This window comes from Neobacillus fumarioli NBRC 102428 (assembly GCF_001591485.1).
Taxonomy (GTDB): domain Bacteria; phylum Bacillota; class Bacilli; order Bacillales; family Cytobacillaceae; genus Neobacillus; species Neobacillus fumarioli.
This window is the reverse complement of sequence record NZ_BCUZ01000015.1, coordinates 20666-42162: the sequence shown is the minus strand read 5'-3', so window position 1 is coordinate 42162 and position 21497 is coordinate 20666. Positions and strand designations below refer to the sequence as shown.

Here is a 21497-nt window from a genome sequence, read left to right as displayed (position 1 = left end):
CCCCCGGTAATACGGACAAATTCATTTTGTTTTGGAAAGGTTAGCATGAAGGTCGTTCCCGATCCAAGCTTTGATTGTACCGCCATTTTTATCAATAATGGTTTTGCAGCTTTTTTGGCCAGGTAGAGTCCCATACCGGTTGCACCACTCTCTTGATGCTTGGAAGTTGAGGTAAAGCCTTTATCAAATATCCGCGGGAGGTCTTTCGGATCAATCCCGCGGCCAAAATCCTGCACCTCAAGAATGGTCCGGTCATCTTGCTGATAACTTTTTATAATGATATCGGATGGCTCGCTGTATTTTACGGCATTGGTTAACAGCTGTCTTAGTATAAAGGAAAGCCATTTTGCATCTGTTAGCACTTCTGTTATTTCTAATTCCACTTCAAAACCAATTCCTTTTTGCATACACCATGTTTGCAGGGTTTTAATTTCATTGAAAATTAGCGTCTTTAAATTAGTTTTTTCTATATATAAATCATTTTCCATGAAGGGAATTCGCCTTTGATGAAGCTGCTGATCCAACAGCAGGTGAATACGAAGCCATTCATAGGTCAAATTTGCTTTCAACTTTTCATCGTCAACATGGTCGATCATTAAGGACAGTGCCGTTAATGGGGTTTTCACTTCATGGATCCATGACAACAGATCATCTTTCTCCTTCTCCAAAAGTAGGAGGTGTTTTTCTGATTCTTGTTTCAAAAATTCTGTTTGGCTTTTTACGCTATTTTCAATCATTTTTTCGAAAGGGCTTTTCGCATCAAGAAGCTTGGTGGTATCAAGATTATTTTCCCATTCTTCCAAGCTTTTATAAAACCTCGTTTCCTTCTGAAAACGGATGATCAAAAAAACGATAAAGATAATGGTAGATAAAAAAACGATGTACAACAAGGGCGCAAATGGGATAGTTGTATCAAGAAAAGCAATAAAAATTGTGAGGAATTGCAAGAAAAGAAAGAGCAAAATCCAGCTGCACCGTTCAATGAGATAATTTTTGATCATGGTAATTGGACCTCTTCAGCGGCCATATAGCCTTGCCCGACTTTTGTTTCGATGTATCTCCCAAGGCCAAGCTCATCGAGTTTTTTTCTAAGTCGATTCACATTGACTGTTAACGTATTATCGCTGACAAACCGTTCATCCTCCCATAGGTTTTTAATCAAGTGCTCACGGCTGACAATTTTATTTTTTTGCTCAATCAGTACTTTTAAAATGAACATTTCATTCTTAGTTAATTCTACTGTTCCTGCTTCATTTTTAACGGTATTATTTTCATAATCAACTGTTGCTCCGTTCCATGTTTTAAGGGAAATGGCTTCCGTATTACAATTATAAACGCGTCTTAAGATCGCCTGGATTTTGGCAATGAGCACATCAAAATGAAACGGTTTCTGAATAAAATCATCTGCCCCGAGCTGCATCGACATCACCATATCAGTCGGATGGTCACGCGATGACAAAAAGAGAATCGGCACATTCGAATGAGAACGAATCATCCTGCACCAATGAAACCCATCAAACCTCGGCAACTGTATTTGAATATGGAAATTTGCAGGCTCACTTTAAATTAATGAGATGTGAAAGGCACCATGTGAAAAATTCACAGGTGCCTGACACTTTTATATTTCAATGATAATAGGAAGGATCATTGGTTTACTCTTGGTTTGGGCGTATAGATATTGACCTATCGTTTTTTTGATATTTTGCTTGATGATATTCCATTGATAGATGTTAGATTCTTGCAATTCGGTCACAGTCTTTTTGGTAAGGCGGTTGACTTCCTTAATCAGCTCATCGGCATCACGGTTATAAACGAATCCGCGAGAAATGGTGTCAGGCCCTGAAATAATCGCCCGATCTCCTTTATTAATGGTAATGACAGTGACAAGCATGCCGTCTTCAGATAACTGTTTCCGGTCACGCAGCACAATTGTACCAACATCCCCAATCCCCATTCCGTCAATATAGGTGTCACCTGATGGAACTCTCCTTGTTTGACGGGCAGTACCCCCAGCAAAGTCAACGACATCGCCATTTTTGATTATAAAAATATTCTCACTTTCGACTCCAACTGATTTGGCCAACAAACGGTGATGATGCAGCATTCGATATTCCCCGTGAATCGGAATAAAGTAGGTTGGTTTGATTAGGGTAAGCATAAGCTTTAAGTCTTCCTGATAGCCATGACCGGAAACATGCATTCCAGTAGAACTGCCCGATCCATAAATAACATTGGCTCCAAGTTGATATAAGTTATCAATAATACGTGAAACGTCTTTTTCATTTCCTGGTATCGGTGAGGCCGCTAAAATAACAGTATCACCGGGATAAATCGCAGCATCCCGGTAATTGCCGGTTGAAAGGCGAGCCAGGGCAGCCATAGGCTCCCCTTGACTTCCTGTACAGAGAATTGCCACTTTCTCGGCGGGCAGTTGTTCAATCTCATTTGCTTCCATCAGCATGCCATCAGGGATCTTTAGATACCCGCGTTCCAAAGCCACCGAAACGACATTCACCATTGTCCGGCCCAAGAGTGCTAGCTTCCGTCTTGTTCGAAAAGCAGCATCCACCACTTGTTGAATTCGGTTCACATTCGAAGCAAAAGTGGAAACAATCACTTTTCCAGTTGCTTTCATAAAGGCCTCTGTTAAATGACCACCGACAATCCGCTCTGACGGTGTAATCCCTGGGCGTTCGGCATTGGTACTTTCCGATATTAACGCTAAGACACCTTGCCTGCCAATTTCGGCCATTTTATGAATATCGGAATATTGATGATTCTCGGGTGTTAAATCAAATTTAAAGTCCCCGGTGTGTACGACAATGCCCTCTGGAGTATGAAAAACAATGCCAAGGCAATCGGGAATACTATGGCTAACCCTAAAAAAGGATACTTGTATCTGGCCAAACTCTAGATTTGATTGAGCATTTATCTCGATAAGCTTCGTTTCCCTTTTAAGTCGGTGTTCCTTTAACTTTAAGTCAATTAAACCTAGAGTAAATTGTGTTGCATAAATTGGTATATTTAATTTTCTAAGGATATAAGGGATACCCCCGATATGATCTTCATGACCATGGGTCACAATCAAAGCCCGGATTTTGTCCTGATTTTCTTCGAGGTAGGCAATATCCGGGATTATCAAATCAATCCCTAATAAGCTTTCATCTGGAAACTTCCCCCCGCAGTCGATAATAATAATATCAGCACCATATTGTACCACATACATGTTTTTTCCAATTTCATTGATCCCGCCTAAGGCGAAAAAGGATAGGGTATTTTCACTATTGTTCATTGTTATCACCTGTCAATTTCTTTTAGATATCGATAGTATTCCCCGCTATAATGGCTTTATTTAGGTATAGAACGTATAAATTTTAAAAGAAAAAATCATAGTGTTATAGGAACTCTATCCTAAAAGATAATTGAGGAAGAAAAGATAGCCATCTTCAGGAAGGCCAAAAGAGGTAAACTCAGACCATTGGCGGAACTTAAAGCAGTGACTACTTCAAAATAAGAGGTGTAGAATTTGAAATTTTCAGTCATTAAAGATATTGACAGCGTTCTCATTGAATTATATACTTGACTCAACAAGTTAATATTTGTGACGGAGATAAGGAGATTCACACAGAAACCCAGTTTGGGTTAATTCTGTCGTGAATCTCTTTTTTGTATCCGTTTACTGCTATGACTTGAAAATATTTTCTTAAAAAGGGGATGGAAGAATGACACCATTTGTTGGGGAAATGATTGGAACAATGCTTCTAATTGTGTTTGGTGCAGGAATTGGAGCAGGCTCATCTTTAAAGAAATCCTACTCGAATAACGCTGGGTGGATTGTCATTACGCTTGCTTGGGGGCTTGCGGTTACGATGGGGGTTTTTGCTGTAGGTTCTGTAAGTGGGGCCCATTTGAACCCTGCTGTCACGATCGCTTTAGCGTTAAACGGAAGTTTTCCTTGGTCTGAAGTACCAGGCTATATTGCAGCACAAATGATTGGAGCTATTTTAGGTTCTGTTATCATCTATTTTCATTATTTACCGCATTGGAAGGAAACAGAAGATCCGGCGGCTAAGCTTGGAGTTTTTGCTACAAGCCCGGCAATTCCGCATACTTTTTCAAATTTATTAAGTGAAATTATTGGCACTTTTATTCTTGTTTTAGGTCTTTTATTTATTGGTGCAAATAAATTTACTCAAGGGTTAAACCCACTTGCCGTAGGGTTATTAATTGTCGCCATTGGTATGTCTTTAGGGGGAACAACAGGTTATGCGATTAATCCCGCTAGAGATCTTGGCCCTCGTATCGCCCATTTCCTCCTGCCAATTGCAGGGAAGGGAAGCTCCAATTGGGGATATGCCTGGATCCCAGTGATGGGTCCAATTTTGGGAGGAAGCCTTGGAGCAGTATTTTATAAAGCAGTTTTTTTAGGAAAGGTTACTAGTTCTCTTTTGATCATTATAGCAATAAATATTATTATATTATTTCTGGCATTTCTAGCAAGCAAGAATCAACCAAACGGTATCAGACGAACTAAAAAAGCAGCCTAATACAAGGATATAAACAAGGAGGAGAATTGATTATGGAAAAATATATATTATCTTTAGATCAAGGAACAACTAGTTCTCGGGCAATTATTTTTAATAAAAATGGGGAAATAGTTCAAATCGCTCAGAAGGAATTCACGCAATATTTTCCAAATCCAGGTTGGGTAGAACATAATGCGAATGAAATTTGGGGTTCTATTCTTTCTGTAATCGCACAGGTCTTATCAGTCTCTGAAATTCAACCTGAACAAATTGCAGGAATCGGAATTACTAATCAGCGTGAAACAACTGTGGTTTGGGATAAAGAAACTGGTAATCCAATATATAATGCAATTGTTTGGCAATCTAGGCAAACGAGTAAAATATGCGAAGAGTTAAAAGAACAAGGATATAATGACCTATTTCGTGATAAAACAGGGCTGTTAATTGATGCTTATTTTTCGGGAACAAAGGTCAAATGGATCCTCGATAATGTAGAAGGGGCACGTGAAAAAGCAGAACAAGGAAAATTATTATTTGGAACAATTGATACTTGGTTAATTTGGAAGCTTTCTGGGGGTCGTGCACATGTTACGGATTATTCCAATGCTTCAAGAACCTTAATGTTCAACATACACGAATTAAAGTGGGATCATGAATTATTGGATATTTTAGGTGTGCCTAAATCAATGCTCCCTGAGGTTAGACCATCATCACAAATTTATGCATATACTGCGGATTATCATTTCTTCGGTAAAGAAGTCCCGATTTCAGGAGTTGCAGGAGACCAGCAGGCTGCATTGTTCGGGCAAGCATGCTTTGAAGAAGGTATGGCAAAGAATACCTATGGGACTGGCTGTTTTATGTTAATGAATACCGGAGAAAAAGCTGTTCGCTCAGAACAAGGATTATTAACGACAATAGCATGGGGATTGAATGGTAAAGTTGAATATGCACTTGAGGGAAGTATATTTGTAGCTGGTTCTGCTATTCAGTGGCTGCGAGACGGGTTACGGATGTTTAAAGACGCAAAGGATAGTGAGGAATATGCAACAAAAGTTGATTCCACAGAGGGTGTCTATATTGTTCCAGCTTTTGTAGGATTAGGAACCCCTTACTGGGATAGCGATGTACGTGGAGCGGTGTTTGGTTTAACCCGCGGTACAACAAAAGAACATTTCATTCGAGCAACATTAGAGTCACTTGCCTATCAAACAAAAGACGTATTATCTTCTATGGAAGCGGATTCGAAAATTGAACTTAAAACTCTTCGTGTTGACGGCGGGGCTGTTAAAAATAATTTCTTAATGCAGTTTCAAAGTGATATTTTGGGCGTTCCAGTAGAAAGGCCGGTTATAAACGAAACAACCGCATTAGGCGCAGCCTATCTAGCTGGACTAGCCGTTGGATTTTGGGAAAGCCAAGTTGAAATTGCCAAGCAATGGGCAGTTGATGGAAAATTCTCACCAAAGATGTCTGCTGAAAATCGTAACCATTTATATAAAGGCTGGAAAAAAGCTGTTAACGCAACAATGGCTTTTAAATAAAAGCAATAGGCAAGCCTTTATACTACCTTTTTCGACAACAGCATAAGACGTTTTTTATTCAAGCAAAGGATTAAACATTCCCGATAAAAAAAGCCCTTTAAATAGGGCTTTTCTTATCTAGCCAATCGCATTCAGCAGGAAATTGGCTAAGAATAGAATTGAGATAATATAGGTTGATATAGAAAGCTGGTGTTTTCTATTGGTAAACAGCTTTACCAATGGATAGGAGATAAACCCAAAGGCAATGCCATCCACTATGCTATATGTTAAAGGTATCATGACGATCACAAGGAACGCTGGAAACGCTTCGGTAAAATCGTTAAAATCAATATTAACGACATTTGTCAGCATCAACCCGCCAATTATGATAAGGATTGGTGCGATTGCCGCATTTGGAACTAGTTTGATAAATGGCAAAAAGAAAAGTGAGGAAAGAAATAACAAACCCGTCACGATGGAGGTTAAACCAGTTTTACCGCCTGCTGTAATCCCTGCAGCTGTTTCAACCGTTGAAACGGAAGGACTTGTGCCTAATAATCCACAAATAATAGTGGATATGGAAATGGCTTTTAACGATTTCCCGTTCTTTTCAGGTGCCTCCAGCATTCCATTTACTTGGGAATGAAGCAGGCCAATATTTTCAAAAACAAGAACCAAAACGATTGAAAAAGCAGCAGTCCAAAACGGAATGGCTGTTATTTTTCCAAAGTCTGCACTAACGAATACCTTTTGATAATCATGGAACGAGATAAACCCAGTATCCATAGCTGAAAAATGCACAATTCCAAAGAACCAAGATACTATGGTGCCCGAAATGATACTAATTAAGAAATTTCCCGGTACTTTCTTTAAGAAAAGAAATAACGTCATGATGAGATTAATGATCGAAGCCAGTACAACCGGCGATGATAGATGGCCGAGCGCTACAAAATTAGTAGAGTTTCCGATAATAAGCCCGCTTTTTTGCAAGCCGATAAAGGCAATAAATATCCCAATTCCCACTGAAATGGATTCTTTTAATGAGTTCGGGATTGCCTTTGTCAGGATGACTGACAATTTTGTGAAAGCTACCATAATAAAGAGAATACCGGAAATGATAACAACTGCTAAGGCCTCTTTGTAATTCAGTCCTAACGATCCTACAACCGTATACGTGAATAAGGCATTAATTCCCATCCCAGGAACGATAATCAATGGTGCATTGGCGATAAACGCAACCAGCAAGCAGCCAATTAGTGAAGAAAATACGGTTGCGATGATTCCGGCTTCAAGCGGTATCCCGGCATCCTGAAGTATCTTTGCATTGACAGCAATAATGTAGACAATGGAAAAAAACGATGTAAGCCCTGCAATAACCTCCTTTTTTATATTTGTTCCGTGCTGTTTAAGTCTGAAAACTCCTCTCATATGTTTGATCACACTTTCGTGTTGCCCTCTCCCACCCGCATCAAGTAAATATACTTATGCCGGAAAATATTATAACACAGAGTAAGCTCCGCTGCCTGTCTTTTCTATTTCCATCTCTAATGTCGAGACTGTAAAAACACCGGGATTCTCAAATTTGACTGGACATGGCGGATTTATGCCGAATGGATTAAGTAATGTGTTATTGGGCATTACGGTCGTTATTTTTTCCTTTATGGGTACGGAAATTGTGGCGATCGCTGCGGGTGAGTCCTCAGAACCGGCCAAAGCAGTGCGGATTGCCACTAATAGCGTCATTTGGCGTATTCTGATCTTCTTTATTGGTTCTATTGCGATCGTCGTTACCTTGCTTCCATGGAACTCTGCTAATATTTTGAAAAGCCCGTTTGTTGCTGTTCTGGAACATGTCGGAATTCCCGCAGCAGCTCAGATTATGAATTTCATCGTGTTAACCGCTGTTCTTTCCTGCTTGAATTCCGGATTATATACAAATTCAAGAATGTTATATGGTATGGCAAAGGCAGGTGATGCCCCGAAAGTTTTTCTTAAAGTAAATAAGAACGGGGTGCCCATTTACGCCGTTTTGTTCGGAACCATTTTCTCCTATATCGGAGTCATTTTTGATTATATTTCTCCTGATAAAGTATTCTTGTTTCTAGTGAATGCTTCAGGCGGGATTGCTTTGTTAGTGTATTTGGTCATTGCGTTTTCTCACTTACGGATACGTAGAAGGGTAGAAAAGACAAAACCGGAAGCTCTTAAAGTCAAAATGTGGCTGTTCCCTTACTTAACCTACTTAACGATGGTAGGGATTATCGCGATTTTAGTCGCCATGGCTTTCATTGATTCCTTGCGCCCTCAATTATTACTTACATTGCTAATCGCCGTACTCGTAGTCGGTTCCTTTTTCCTCGTGCGTAATAAAAAAGGAAATCAAATGATAGTAGAAACCATAGAGAAAATCAAACCATAAAAGTTAAAAAAGGTGTCAGGCACCATTTAGTGCCGACACCTTTTTTGTAATATGAGAATTTATAAAAATCGATTTCGAAAATTGTCCAGCGCAAGCAGCCTAGCCCCTTGTTATGTGCTCCTGCGCCAAAGCTTATTCGAAGAAGCAGGCAGGCTGACCAAGGCGCTTACGCTTTCTAATTCACTTGACAAAATGCGGGGAATAACAGGTACTCACCCAACCAAATCGATCCTCTTTCTTCCCCAACTGTATTCCAGTCAATTCATCATAAACTCTTTGAGAAAGCTTCCCAATTTGATTATCATTAATCGTTATAGCCCGCCCTTTCCAGTTGAGTTCGCCAATCGGCGAGATAACGGCTGCTGTTCCGGCTCCGAAAACTTCCTCCAGTTCACCTCGGGTCTGGGCAGCAAATATTTCTTCAATTGAAATTTTTGCTTCACGGATGGGAATATTCCAATATTTTAGAAGTTCAATAACCGAATCGCGAGTAATTCCCGGGAGAATGCTGCCGTTTAATCGAGGAGTTACCACTTCGCCATTGATTTTAAAGAAAATATTCATGCTTCCGACTTCTTCAACATACTTATTCTCTTTTGCGTCGAGCCAAAGAATTTGGGCATATCCATTTGCCTCTGCTTCTTTCTGGGCTTTTAAGCTGGCAGCATAGTTTCCGGCGGTTTTTACATGGCCGACGCCGCCCACAACAGCCCGGACATAATGTTCTTCCACATAAATTTTAACAGGGTTCAATTGGTTTCCGTAGTAGGCTCCAGACGGCGACAGGATGATAAGTAATTTGTATTCATGGGCCGGCCGGACGCCGAGGTAGGATTCTGTCGCAAAAATCAACGGACGGATGTACAGTGATGTTCCTTCCTCATTAGGAACCCAGTCCTTTTCGGTTACAATTAATTGCTTAATGGCATGTAGTAAAAAATCCTCATCGATTGGGGGAATGCACAGCCTCTCGCAGGATGCATTCAAGCGCTGCAAATTTTTCTCTGGGCGGAAAAGCTGGATGGTTCCATCTGCTGCCCGATAGGCCTTTAATCCTTCAAAAATAGCTTGACCATAATGAAAAACCATTGCGGCTGGCTCAAGGGTCAGCGGCTCATAAGGAATAATCCGAGGATTATGCCAGCCCTTTTCACTATGATAATCCATCTCAAACATATAATCAGTGAAATACTTCCCGAAGCCAAGTGAAGCAGGATCAGGTTTTACCTTTAAAGTTTCTCTTTCAATAAATGCAATTTCTTTCATGATTACACCTCCGTGTTTTTATTATTATCTATTTTCAGACTACTCCAAATTTCATCAAAACACAATCATTTGAAATTTAGCATAAAAGTGATACATTAACATATGGTATAGTCTTTTAGTTGGATGTTGTTGGAATATATTTTTGATCAAATATTCTCTTGAAGACTGCAAGTAAAGAGTACTAACCCGTATCAAATATGGAAGGGAAGGAAACAATGAGGCGAATTATTCAATTTTCGATTTCAAACAAATTTGCTTTGTGGCTGTTAACACTGATTGTAGTGGTAGCTGGGATCTATTCTTCTATGAATATGAAAATGGAGACTTTACCCAACATCACATTGCCGGTGATTACTGTTACAACAACTTATCCTGGAGCTACACCGCAAGAAGTGGATGACCAGGTAACAAAACCTTTGGAACAGGCCATCCAAAATCTATCTGACGTTAATACGGTGTCATCAAGCTCTAATAAAGATGTTTCTTCGATCCAGATTGAGTTTAATTATGATACGGATTTGGATAAAGCAGAGAGTAATTTAAAAGATGCAATCGGTAAAATAACTTTTCCAAACAATGTGCAGGCACCGAATGTAACGCGGATTTCTTTTAATGCTTTTCCGATTGTTACGTTAAGTGTGGCGCAAGCGGGTAAATCGCTTGCCGATTTGTCGGATACGGTAACTAATCAAATAGTCCCGAATCTTCAAGGGATTAAAGGAGTATCATCTGTTGAGGTTTCAGGGCAGCAGGTAAATGAAGTTGAGTTGTCTTTTAAAAACGATGAACTGCAAAAGTATGGTTTAGATGAACAGACTGTGCAAAATATCATAAAGGGGGATAATCTCAATTATCCGCTTGGGTTATATAACTTTAGTGATTCGCAACAATCTGTGGTGATCAACGGGAAATTAACCACACTTGATGATTTGAAAAACTTGCCGATTCCAATTACGGGCACAGCGGGAGCTGCACAAGCACCAACAGCGGCAGGACAAACGGCTGGACAGTTTGCAGGTGGGAAAGCTGCAGGAAAAAATCCAGGCCAAGCAGGAGGAAAGGCTTCTGCCATCCAGGGACAGAATATGGTTCCGAAATCACAGGCTATCAAGCTCCCAACGGTTAAACTCAGTGAACTTGCGACGATCAATCTGGTTGGGAAATCCGAATCCATTAGCCGAACAAATGGTAAGCCGTCCATTGCGATTCAGATTGTGAAATCTTCAGATGCAAACACAGTCGATGTCGGTAACGCGGTTCATGATGCGATCTCCAAGTTAAAGAGAGATCACCCGGGTCTTGAAGTTACTACAACTCTGGACCAGGCAAAGCCGATTAAAGATTCGGTTCACACGATGCTTGAAAAGGCCATTTTGGGCGCCATTTTTGCGATGCTTATTATTTTACTGTTTTTGCGAAACTTTAAATCGACTATCATTTCGATTGTTTCCATCCCATTATCTCTTTTAATAGGAATCGTTCTACTGCACTGGAAGGGAATCACGTTAAATATTATGACTCTAGGGGCAATGACGGTTGCGATCGGAAGGGTTATCGATGATTCCATCGTAGTTGTTGAAAATATTTACCGCCGGATGTCATTACCTGATGAGCCATTAAAGGGCAGTGAGCTTATCATTTCCGCCACAAAGGAAATGTTTGTGCCAATTATGAGTTCTACCATTGTCACAATTGCCGTATTTTTGCCATTGGGATTTGTGACCGGGATCGTAGGGGAACTGTTTTTGCCATTTGCTTTAACGATTGTGTTTTCACTGGTCGCATCTTTATTAGTAGCCATTACAGTAGCACCAATGCTTGCACATAGCTTTTTTAAAAAAGGAGTCACATCGAAAAAGCCAAGGCAGCATGATAAAAAGCGGCGGCCTAAGCTTGCCCCTTTTTACCGAAACATTCTCAACTGGTCATTGAATCATAAATGGATTGTTTCTACACTTGCAATTGTCTTATTGATTGGCTCGTTATGTCTTGTTCCATTTATTGGTGTAAGCTTTATTGGTTCGGATGAAGAGAAAATCATGACGATTACGTATAAGACGGATCCAGGACAAACACTTGAAGATGTGGAACAGGTTGGAACAAAGGCGGAAGATTTTTTGCATCACCGCAAATTTGTCAAAACGATTCAATACTCAATCGGCGGAGGCCATCCGATGGCGATGGGGCGCGGTCAGGATAATAGTGCCTTATTCTATGTACAATATGCCGATAACACACCAAACTTTGCAAAAGAGCAAGAAAAAGTAATGGCGCACCTGAAGAAAATGACAGACAAGGGGCAATGGGGAACGGTGAATATGTCAAGCTCCGGTACCTCTAACAATTTGACAGTATATGTTTATGGGAATTCCATTGAGCAGATCAAACCAACTATTAATAAAATCCAAGGGATCATGAAGGATAACCGCAATCTTAAAAATGTCACCACAAGCCTCTCGAAAAATTATGTTGAATATTCACTTGTGGTTGACAAGGATAAGTTGAGTCAGCTTGGATTGACAACGGCGCAAATTGGTTCTGCACTTGGCCAAAATAATCAGCAAGAGCTTTTAACAACGATTCAACAAGAGGGAAAAGATGTGAATGTTTATCTTCAAAGTGACACCAGCAGTTACGCCAGTATTGATGATTTAACGAATAGGACCATTACGTCACCAACTGGGCAGACAGTGAAAATTTCTGACGTTGCAAAAATAGTCAAGGGACAAACATCTGATACCATTACTCGGAAAAATGGCGATATTTATGCTAGTGTTACCGGTGAGATTAAAACACAGGATGTCTCGAAAGTAAGCCAGGATGTGAAAAGTAAGCTTGACAAATTAAAATTGCCTGTAGGTGTGAAAACGTCTATGGGCGGTGTGACAGAAGATATTAACAGCTCATTCTCACAGCTGGGTTTAGCGATGCTTGCAGCGATCGCTATTGTGTATTTAATTCTAGTCATTACGTTCGGCAGTGCTTTGGTGCCGCTGACAATTCTATTCTCATTGCCATTTGTCATTATCGGTGCGTTTATCGGTTTATTTATTACGAAAGAAACGATCAGCGTATCGGTCATGATTGGCGCACTTATGCTGATTGGGATCGTCATTACCAATGCGATCGTATTAATTGACCGGGTCGTTCGCAAAGAAAAAGAAGGCTTGTCAACAAGAGAAGCAATCCTTGAAGCAGCATCCACACGTCTGCGGCCAATTTTGATGACAGCAATTGCAACCATCTGTGCCCTTATACCACTTGCAATAGGAATGGAAGGAAGCGGCGGCTTGATTTCAAAAGGATTAGGCATTTCTGTGATAGGCGGCTTAACAAGTTCAACCTTATTAACATTAATTGTTGTCCCAATGGTATATGAGATTTTTCTGGGACGAAAGAATAAGCGATTAAAGAGGATGAAAGAAATGTAGCAACGCCCAGCCAATCAATGGGATTGTTCCTGTTTTGACTGTAAAAAATTCTAGAGCAGGGTGCCCAAACATAGGTATTCTCATAAAATTGAACGGCGGTCCTTGCTGCCGTTCTTTTTGTTTTGCTAAAAACCAGTGGAATGGTAAAATAATATTCGAAATATTTAGATTACCATTTTCGCCAGGTCAAATAAATGTGAAGGAGTCGAGTGGAGTATGGAGAAAGTTAGGACAGAAAGCAAAGGGTATTTTGGAGAATTTGGCGGGAGTTTTGTTCCGGATGATTTGCAGCGTGTGCTAAACGAGCTGGAAGAACAATTTCTGCGATATAAAGATGATCCGGAGTTTATTGAAGAATATAAGTTTTATTTAAGAGAATATATCGGGAGGGAGAACCCTTTAACATATGCCGAAAATTTAACGAAACAAATCGGTGGTGCAAAAATTTATTTAAAGCGGGAAGATTTAAACCATACTGGGGCCCATAAAATCAATAATGCCATTGGGCAAATTTTATTGGCAAAAAGAATGGGAATCAAGCGGATCATCGCGGAAACAGGAGCAGGACAACACGGAGTTGCGACTGCTACGGCATGTGCTATGTTTGGCATGGAATGTGTCATTTATATGGGGAAATTGGATACCGAACGCCAGGCATTAAATGTTTTTCGCATGGAATTGCTTGGGGCTAAGGTTGTACCGGTTTCAAAAGGCCAAGGCCGGTTGAAAGATGCTGTTGATGAAGCGTTGTCCGATTTAGTGCAAAACTATAAAAATACCTTTTATTTATTGGGGTCAGCAGTCGGACCACATCCATATCCAACTATGGTAAAGCATTTCCAATCCGTTATCAGTGAAGAATCCAAACGCCAGATTCTTGAAAAAGAAGGAAAATTGCCGACGGCCGTTATTGCCTGCGCAGGCGGGGGAAGCAATGCCATTGGAGCATTTGCCTATTATATTGATGAAAAAGATGTCCGCCTGATCGGAGTAGAGCCGGCGGAGGCCCCGACCTTAACAGAAGGAATTCCGGCAGTGATTCATGGGTTTAAATGTTTGACTTTGGTTGATGAAAATGGCGACCTGAAACCAACCTATTCCATAGCTGCTGGACTTGATTATCCCGGTATCGGCCCAGAACACAGCTATTTAAAAACGAGCGGCAGAGGGGAATATGTAACCGTTACGGGTCAAGAAGCGTTAGATGCATTTTTGTTGCTTAGTAAGACGGAAGGAATCATCCCGGCCCTCGAAAGTTCCCATGCTATAGCCTATACCATGAAGTTGGCAAAAGAATTAACGCCCGATGATGTGTTAATTGTAAACTTGTCAGGCCGCGGCGATAAAGATGTAGAGCAGGTTTATAAGATGTTGACAAATCAATAAGAGAAGCAAAATGAATTTATATGGCGGATAGTTCTTCACTGTCCGCCTTTTCCTATTTAGGCTTGTGACTGGGGCATTAGAATAGTAGATAAGAGCTGTTCAACCTTCCAATAGGAAAGATCGGCCGATCAGAACCTTTTGGTCTGTTGGTGCATGTTTTTGATCATGATCGAATATATTTTAGTAATTCTAAGGTGGGTAATGGGGGCTGTTATGTATTGGACAAGATATAAATATTACATTGATTATGTCAGATCACACTACATATCAATTTATAAACGGAGTTGTTTTATATTTTTGGGGACCGTCCTGGACGCGATTGCCTTAGAATTATTTATCGTTAAAAACTATCTGATTGATGGCGGGATTATCGGAATTGGCATTATTCTGTCCCATATTACCGGCTTTGAAGTAGGTCTATTGTTATTATTACTGAATTTACCTTTTTTCTTTATTGGCTATACGTGCCTTGGGAAGCGTTTTTTGGTGCAGAGTTTTTTTGCTATTTCAGTCTTAACAATTGTAACGAATCTTCTCGATCCTTAACCCGTCATCACCCGGAATCCCGTCTTTGTTATTATTTTTGGAGGGATGTGTTTAGGTCTAGGGGTAGGAATTATTATTCGCTTTGGCGGCTGTTTGGATGGAACTGAAGTGATTGCCATTTTATTTAGTTAGCGATCTAATGTTTCTATTGATCAATGTGTGTTTCTATTTAATTTTTTTTATCTTTAGCAGTGCTGTTTTTATTTTTGGGATGAAGGAAGCAATCTGCTCATTAGCTACCTTTTTTGTTGCTTATAAAACCATCGATTTAATAATAGACGTATGACTTCTGCACCGTCAGCGATACATTGTCCACATGCAAATTTCTTGAAAGCCCAGCTTCTTGTAAATGGTCCGGCAGCAGGAATATCATAAAAAAGGCATTTCGTTTTACCTTCATCAAGAATCTTTTTAAAAAATTTGTTCATAATGACTGTCGCCAAACCCTTAGAAAGTCTTGCCAAGTTCGGACAACAACAAATCAGTTCGAAGGCACGCTAAGTTTCACGTTGAATGAAACTTTCTCGGACAGTTTCCGTATATATATTATAATGCTTAGAAGGAGTTGGGAATGGAAGTTGTTCTTAAATGAACTTCAACCAGAGGAGAAGGTTGCGTTTCTTGAGCTTGCCACTTTGATGGCGAATATTGATGGGAAATTATCAGTTTTTGAAAGTTCAGTACTTGACAAATATCAAAAAGAAATGGGGCTTGAGAATTACAAATTGAAAGGTCTCTCAATGGATGAGATCTTAAAAACTTTCAAAAGTGAACGCTCTAAATACATTGTTTTAACGGAAATCTTCCAATTAATTTATGCAGATGGAGTTTATCATGATCGGGAAGCAGAAGCGGTCCGGTTAATAAAGGAGCACTTCGGATTTGCTGCTGATGAATTTGCCGATTTTAAAGATTGGATTGAGAAAATAAAAGAATTGTCAATGACTAAAGTTGAAACTAATAAAGGCCCCAGTCCCGGTAATTAACAAGGACAAGGGCCTTTTTCTTATATGGTGATTCACGAATTATTCCTCTTCTCCGTAAGATTCCGTTGTGGTATCCCTGCATGACCAGCATTCCGATCGATTCTTCTCCAAGATCGATAATTCTTCTCCACAAGAAATACATTTATCCATCCGCAATCCCCCTTTCATGTGGAAACAATAAATATATATGCATTATATATATTCAAATATGCTTATTTACTGTGCTTACTGACTTCTGAATATCCAAAAGACTATGCCTCCTCTAAAAATGTTCCTATTTATCTTTACATAAAATTCAATAACCCAAATAATACAATTGTTAGGAAAATATGGTGGAAGAGGACGTGAATTTGCGTAGTAGGTTCGTTAAGCTTTTTTCACAAATGATGAATATCAAAATAGCAGATGATAATACAAACGAAGAACTGTCATTTACAAATAAAGAACTTTCTAGCCATTTGGCTGAAAACGTAAAAGCTTTGGAATCTGTCTACGCAGATTGTTCAGATGTGAAGTTTCGTCATTTTTTAATTGGAAGTCATACAAAAGCTGTTCTCATTTATATTGACGGCATGTCAAATATCGAAGAAATTGACCGTAATATGCTGAATCCTTTAATGAAGCTAGAAACAGAAAACGATGTGCATGTTGGAACGATCCTTAAGAAAACCCTTACTGTTTCCAATGTAAAAGAAGTAAAAACGATTGATGATGTGATAAATGAAATTCAGGAAGGACATCCTGTTGTTCTGATTGATCAACAGGAACAAGGATTTTCCGCAGATTTACCCAAATGGGAAAAACGTTCGATTCAAGAACCGACTGCTGAAGCGGTTGTTCGCGGCCCAAGAGATGGTTTTATTGAAACATTAAAGACAAACATTGTCCTTTTGCGGAGGAAAATTAAAAGCCCTTCTTTGAAAATGAAATCCATTCAAATAGGACGTTACAGCCAAACAGAAGTCGTCATCATGTATATCGAGGGCTTAGCAGATCTAATGCTTGTTCAGGAGGTACAAAATCGATTAAGCAGAATTGAAATAGACGGTATTTTAGAAAGTGGGTACATTGAAGAGTTTATTAGGGATCACCCGTTTTCGCCATTTCCGCTAATGTTAAATACAGAACGGCCAGATACCGCCGCAGCAAGCTTACTTGAAGGAAATGTGGTCATTTTAACAGATGGTACGCCATTTGTCTTAATTGCTCCGACAACTTTTTATTCCCTGTTACAGTCCCCGGAGGATTATTATGAAGGATATCTTATCGGAACGTTGATTCGTTGGCTCCGATATGCCTTTTTATTAGTAGCTTTGCTGCTTCCTTCCGGGTATGTTGCCATTCTAACCTATCATCAAGAAATGATTCCAACGAACCTATTAATCAGCGTTGCAAGAACACGAGAACAGATTCCTTTCCCTGCACTAGTGGAAGCCCTTATTATGGAGAGTACGTTTGAGGCACTTAGAGAAGCAGGGATCCGATTGCCGAAAAATATCGGTTCGGCTGTTAGTATCGTTGGAGCACTCGTAATTGGGCAGGCTGCTGTATTAGCTGGAATCGTTTCAGCACCGATGGTCATGGTCGTCGCGATTACTGGGATAGATTTTTTTTTTAATACCGCGGTACAATGCAGCGATTACCCTAAGAATCCTCCGATTCCCCATTATGTTTCTAGCAGAACCATTGGGACTGGTAGGGATTATGTTGGCACTTCTCACCATTATTATCCATATGTGCACATTGCGTTCTTTTGGCGTTCCCTACCTGCAGCCGCTAGCACCGATAAGAAATTCTGAATTGAAAGATACGATCATTAGGGCACCGTGGTGGTCACTCAAGAAGCGTCGCCATTGGACAGGGGATTATAACAAATTTCGCCAGTCAAACGGTCAAAAGCCTTCTCCTGGGAAAGGAAATGAATAGGAGTTGTTTCAATTATGATGAAACAAGCGAAAATCTCACCGATTCAAATGGCATTACTAATGAACCCTGCCATAGCTGCAACAGTGCTTTTGTTAGTGCCATCCATCACCGCAAAACAAGCAGAGCAGGACTCATGGATCTCACCAATTTGGGCTTCAGTAATTGGTTTTTTGGTCGTCTTTATCGCTTATCAATTAAACAAAATTTTTTCCGGAGGAATCGATCATTGAATATAGTGAATATATTCTGGGAAAATTTTTGGGGAAATTGATTAGTGCTGCTTTTCTATTCTTTTATTTACATATAACAGGGATTATTGTTCGGGAATATGGTGAGTTTGTTTCTGCAACTTCTCTGTTTAATACACCCATGACCGCTATCATTGAGTCGATGGTTCTTGTCTGTTCCTTTGCCGTTCTGGGGGGACCCGAAGTTATAGGCCGTGTTTCAGAAATCATTGTGCCCGTTGTAATGCTTCTCTATATTATTATTTTTATCTTGCTGATTAAAGATTTAGAGGTTAAAAACATGTTTCTAATTATGGAAAAAAGTGTTAAACCCTCCTTAATGGGGTCCATTGTACCCCAAAGCTGGTTTAGCGAATTCATCCTTATTTCGTCTTTCCTCCCCTTTGTAAAAGATAAGAAAAAAGGGATGAAATGGGGGATGATATCCGTATGTAGTGTCATGATTTTAATGGTCCTTACCAATATCATGAATCTTTTTTTGTTTGGCAAATTGACTGCTTCCTTGACCTATCCTGTGATGGTTGCGGCTCGCTATATTAGTATTGCTGATTTCCTGGAACATTTAGAATCCATTGTAATGGCCATTTGGATCGCTGGAACTTTTATTAAAATATCCGTATTTTATTTCATACTTTCTCTTGGCATTGCTCAATGGCTAAAGCTTTCTGATTATCGTCCGATTGTTTTGCCGATTGGTTTTTTAATCCTTTTACAAGGTCTTTGGTCAGCCGGGGATTTGCAGGAATTGTCCCACTATCTTGCGACAACTGGTGCAGTCTATATTTTATCCTTCCAAGTACCGATTCCTGTGATCCTGCTGCTTATAGCAACCATTCGAAACAAAATTCAGCAGGGGAAAGGAAATAAACAGAATGAAGCCCCTGTCAATCATTAAAAGCAGCGAACTTTGCTTACTTATATTTTATTATGCTCCTTTCCGGATGCTGGGACAGGCAAGAATTAAATGATTTGGCTTTGATTATGGCTGCAGGTTTTGATATAAAGTCAGATCATAAAATTGAACTGTCTGTTCTTGTATTTATCCCCAAAGGCGGAGGAAGCCAGCAGGGGATGGATGTTTCTGGTGAAATAGGAGGGGGAGAGCAGACACTGGTTAGATCAGCCGAGGGAGTTACGAGTGCCGACGCAATGTCCAAGCTTCAGGAAATTTTGCCGCGTAAAATCTTTTGGGGACATACAGAGGTTTTTATATTTAATGAGGATCTTGCCAAGAAGGGAGTTTCTAAACAAGTTGATTTTATTATGCGACATCCGCAGCTCCGTGAACGTGGCCAAATTTTTGTCAGTAAACAACAAGCCAAAGACATTTTGAAACTGATTTCTCCACTTGAACGCGATTTATCGAGAGGTGTTAAGAGAATTGGGAGAGCACAAAATAGGGCTGAGTGTCATGACTAAAGAATTATCGGAAATGCTGATTGGTGACTCCAAGGATTATGCATTGCCTTGGATTAAAATACTGCCAGCCGAAAGTAGCAAGAATCCCAAGCAAACCATTGTCTATATTACCGGAACAACCATTTTCAAGCAGGATAAAATGGTTGGGAAAATTTATGATTCGTTGACAAGAGGCCTTCTATGGCTGCGAAATGAAATTCGGTTAGCTGTCTTCACGATCAAGCTGCCAAACACATACGGTTATATTTCGTTGAATTTATACAACGCAAAATCGGAGTTAACACCGGAAATAAAGAATGGGAAGTGGGAAATCGTCCTTCATGCTGAATCCTCTAGTGACATTGTTCAAAATACAACGAATTTAGATGTATCCAACCCAGCGATCGTAAAAAAACTGGGACATTATTTACAAGAGGAGATAGAGAAAAGAATCGAGCGTTCAAGAAATCGTGTTCAAAAGGAGATGAAAGCAGATGTTTTTGGATTTGCTGAAGCCTTTCATCGTAAATACCCTGAAATTTGGAATCGAGAGAAGGACGATTGGAACGAAATTTTCCCGAAAGCAGAAGTAACTTATGATATAAAAACGAAAATCCGCAGTTTGACTTCTTAGGAATAGGAGGAGGGAGATCATGAATTGGGGCTTAGTATTCGCAAGTATTTCCATCATAATTGCGATGTTCCTATATCATTGGCCAAAACTAAAAAAGAATCAAAAAAAGGAGAAAGCAGCATTTCTCTTCTTTTCAATACTCGGATGGCTTTTATCCATTTTGCTGATGATAAACCCGGAAATACCAGGCCCCACCCAATTGACTGATTGGATATACAAACCGATTGGAAAACTTTTGGAGAAATAACTTGTTAGGGTAAAAATAGTTTATAAATAGAAAAGTAAAGTATAAATTTTGAATTTGAAAATTGTCTAGCGCAAGCTCCCTAGCCCATCGGGGTTAAAATCCAGATGCACTAAAAGTCGAAAGGCAGACTTTTAGTGCAGAAGAAACATTTGCCCGTCGGGGATGACCAAAACGCTTTCGCTTTTCTTATAATCCACCGCAAGATGGCTTTTCGCTGCTTTCTTGGCCGGACTGCCTGTTCTCCGAGTTATCGGTGGTAACAGATTCCAGCCCGTATCCGGTAGAGATGATCTTCAATATTTGTTGATTCTCTTTATTTTTTGTTGGCTCCCGAAAATGATCTTTGTTCAAATGATAGGCCTCCTTTTCAAACAATTGATTTCAGGATTATTATTTGAAAAGTGAAGGGAAAATATCATTTGGTTCTTTCGTGATCTGATCATTCGCCGATTTCGTCCGCTTTCAACATTCGTTTCGCTCGTATAAAGGCGGTTATATCGATTAATTCATCCTGTGACAATGGCTCCCCATCCAGCGAAAGCCTATTGGAATCATTTTTTATTAGAGCTGTAATTTCGATAACATCATGTTCCGCATCCGTTCTTCCTAATAAATAATCAACCGTTGTTTCAAATAAATCGGCAATTTGTGATAATGATTGAAGGGAGGGTTCACGGTATCCAGATTCATACCCGGCATACGTGCTTTTCGCAATCCCGAGCTGATCAGCGGTTTCTTGTAAAGACCATTTTCGCTTTTTTCTTAACTCGTATAATCGTTCCAGCATATGTTCATACTCCAATTTGAAATTTTGCCCCCATTATAGCACAGGAAAATAGACTAGACTAGAAAAAAAGTACGCGAATTGAATACGAAATCTTGATTTTTTATTATTTAGTTCTATAATTACAGTTGAAAATACGCGTTTCGCGAAAATGAGATGATCCTGGCTATGGAGATG

18 protein-coding genes and 4 pseudogenes are annotated in these 21497 nt (G+C 39.8%); 14 read left to right on the top strand and 8 right to left on the bottom strand.

The genetic code is table 11. The features are described from left to right. The 3 genes and pseudogenes from BFU02S_RS04785 to BFU02S_RS04775 form a co-directional block, all read right to left on the bottom strand. Positions 1-1001 (bottom strand): sensor histidine kinase (locus tag BFU02S_RS04785; protein ID WP_066367302.1); only part of this gene is annotated, 1001 nt, incomplete at its 3' end. Further along, positions 998-1540, bottom strand: a pseudogene (locus tag BFU02S_RS04780) (response regulator transcription factor); the annotation flags it as partial. The gene BFU02S_RS04785 and the pseudogene BFU02S_RS04780, both read right to left, overlap by 4 nt. 78 nt (positions 1541-1618) lie before the next feature. Next, positions 1619-3292 carry a ribonuclease J gene (locus tag BFU02S_RS04775; protein WP_066367300.1) on the bottom strand — a complete coding sequence of 558 codons (1674 nt, stop codon included), beginning with the start codon at positions 3290-3292 and terminating at the stop codon, positions 1619-1621. A gap of 430 nt (positions 3293-3722) precedes the next feature. Between BFU02S_RS04775 and BFU02S_RS04770 the strand changes: the two genes are divergently transcribed. Both BFU02S_RS04770 and glpK read left to right on the top strand, forming a co-directional pair. Continuing rightward, a complete protein-coding gene (locus BFU02S_RS04770; protein ID WP_066367298.1) occupies positions 3723-4547 on the top strand; it encodes an MIP/aquaporin family protein in 825 nt (274 codons plus the stop codon). A gap of 32 nt (positions 4548-4579) precedes the next feature. Then, complete coding sequence (glpK, locus tag BFU02S_RS04765; protein ID WP_066367297.1) at positions 4580-6070, top strand: glycerol kinase GlpK; 1491 nt, start codon at positions 4580-4582, stop codon at positions 6068-6070. 117 nt (positions 6071-6187) lie between these two features. On the opposite strand, the gene BFU02S_RS04760 is transcribed toward glpK, so the two are convergent. Next, the gene (locus BFU02S_RS04760; RefSeq protein ID WP_066367296.1) at positions 6188-7477 is read right to left on the bottom strand and encodes an NCS2 family permease; all 1290 of its coding nucleotides are present in this window, start codon (positions 7475-7477) and stop codon (positions 6188-6190) included. A 139-nt stretch (positions 7478-7616) separates the two neighbouring features. On the opposite strand from BFU02S_RS04760, the pseudogene BFU02S_RS04755 reads away from it, so the two are divergent. Then, a pseudogene (locus BFU02S_RS04755) lies at positions 7617-8468 on the top strand (amino acid permease); the annotation flags it as partial. 180 nt (positions 8469-8648) lie between these two features. Here BFU02S_RS04755 and BFU02S_RS04750 read toward each other — a convergent pair. Continuing rightward, the gene (locus BFU02S_RS04750; RefSeq protein ID WP_157075854.1) at positions 8649-9734 is read right to left on the bottom strand and encodes a branched-chain amino acid aminotransferase; all 1086 of its coding nucleotides are present in this window, start codon (positions 9732-9734) and stop codon (positions 8649-8651) included. A gap of 215 nt (positions 9735-9949) precedes the next feature. On the opposite strand from BFU02S_RS04750, the gene BFU02S_RS04745 reads away from it, so the two are divergent. The 3 genes and pseudogenes from BFU02S_RS04745 to BFU02S_RS04735 all read left to right on the top strand — a co-directional run bounded on the left by BFU02S_RS04745 (position 9950) and on the right by BFU02S_RS04735 (position 15229). Beyond that, the gene (locus BFU02S_RS04745) at positions 9950-13165 is read left to right on the top strand and encodes an efflux RND transporter permease subunit (RefSeq protein WP_066367291.1); all 3216 of its coding nucleotides are present in this window, start codon (positions 9950-9952) and stop codon (positions 13163-13165) included. 216 nt (positions 13166-13381) lie between these two features. Further along, positions 13382-14551: a tryptophan synthase subunit beta gene (gene trpB / locus BFU02S_RS04740; protein ID WP_066367289.1), complete on the top strand. Its 1170-nt coding sequence runs from the start codon at positions 13382-13384 to the stop codon at positions 14549-14551. 153 nt (positions 14552-14704) lie between these two features. Beyond that, positions 14705-15229 (top strand): annotated as a pseudogene (locus BFU02S_RS04735) (YitT family protein). 165 nt (positions 15230-15394) lie between these two features. Here the strand turns inward: BFU02S_RS04735 and BFU02S_RS17790 are convergent. After that, positions 15395-15495, bottom strand: a pseudogene (locus BFU02S_RS17790) (GNAT family N-acetyltransferase); the annotation flags it as partial. A 180-nt stretch (positions 15496-15675) separates the two neighbouring features. Here BFU02S_RS17790 and BFU02S_RS04730 point away from each other — a divergent pair. From BFU02S_RS04730 to BFU02S_RS04705, 8 genes are all read left to right on the top strand, one after another. Further along, a complete protein-coding gene (locus tag BFU02S_RS04730; protein ID WP_066367288.1) occupies positions 15676-16083 on the top strand; it encodes a hypothetical protein in 408 nt (135 codons plus the stop codon). Positions 16084-16412: 329 nt separating this feature from the next. After that, on the top strand, positions 16413-17882 hold the full coding sequence (locus BFU02S_RS04725; RefSeq protein WP_501193340.1) for a spore germination protein: 1470 nt from the start codon (positions 16413-16415) through the stop codon (positions 17880-17882). Next, entirely contained in the window at positions 17770-18009 is a 240-nt protein-coding gene (locus tag BFU02S_RS17810; RefSeq protein ID WP_501193339.1) for a spore germination protein, read from the top strand. Before BFU02S_RS04725 ends, BFU02S_RS17810 begins: the two co-directional genes overlap by 113 nt. 14 nt (positions 18010-18023) lie before the next feature. Further along, positions 18024-18239 carry a GerAB/ArcD/ProY family transporter gene (locus tag BFU02S_RS17635; protein WP_369690644.1) on the top strand — a complete coding sequence of 72 codons (216 nt, stop codon included), beginning with the start codon at positions 18024-18026 and terminating at the stop codon, positions 18237-18239. 28 nt (positions 18240-18267) lie between these two features. After that, positions 18268-19152, top strand: coding sequence for a GerAB/ArcD/ProY family transporter (locus BFU02S_RS04720; protein WP_369690643.1), 885 nt, complete (start codon positions 18268-18270; stop codon positions 19150-19152). Between the two features lie 74 nt (positions 19153-19226). Beyond that, a complete protein-coding gene (locus BFU02S_RS16640) occupies positions 19227-19676 on the top strand; it encodes a Ger(x)C family spore germination protein (protein ID WP_066367285.1) in 450 nt (149 codons plus the stop codon). Then, positions 19669-20289 carry a Ger(x)C family spore germination C-terminal domain-containing protein gene (locus BFU02S_RS16635; protein ID WP_066367283.1) on the top strand — a complete coding sequence of 207 codons (621 nt, stop codon included), beginning with the start codon at positions 19669-19671 and terminating at the stop codon, positions 20287-20289. The genes BFU02S_RS16640 and BFU02S_RS16635 overlap by 8 nt, the downstream gene beginning before the upstream one ends. Positions 20290-20308: 19 nt before the next feature. After that, complete coding sequence (locus BFU02S_RS04705) at positions 20309-20536, top strand: hypothetical protein (RefSeq protein WP_066367281.1); 228 nt, start codon at positions 20309-20311, stop codon at positions 20534-20536. A 186-nt stretch (positions 20537-20722) separates the two neighbouring features. Here BFU02S_RS04705 and BFU02S_RS16630 read toward each other — a convergent pair whose 3' ends face one another. Together BFU02S_RS16630 and BFU02S_RS04700 are read right to left on the bottom strand one after the other, a co-directional pair. Then, positions 20723-20887: a hypothetical protein gene (locus BFU02S_RS16630; protein ID WP_157075853.1), complete on the bottom strand. Its 165-nt coding sequence runs from the start codon at positions 20885-20887 to the stop codon at positions 20723-20725. An 88-nt stretch (positions 20888-20975) separates the two neighbouring features. Then, the gene (locus tag BFU02S_RS04700) at positions 20976-21323 is read right to left on the bottom strand and encodes a helix-turn-helix domain-containing protein (protein ID WP_066367278.1); all 348 of its coding nucleotides are present in this window, start codon (positions 21321-21323) and stop codon (positions 20976-20978) included. Positions 21324-21497 lie beyond the last annotated feature (174 nt).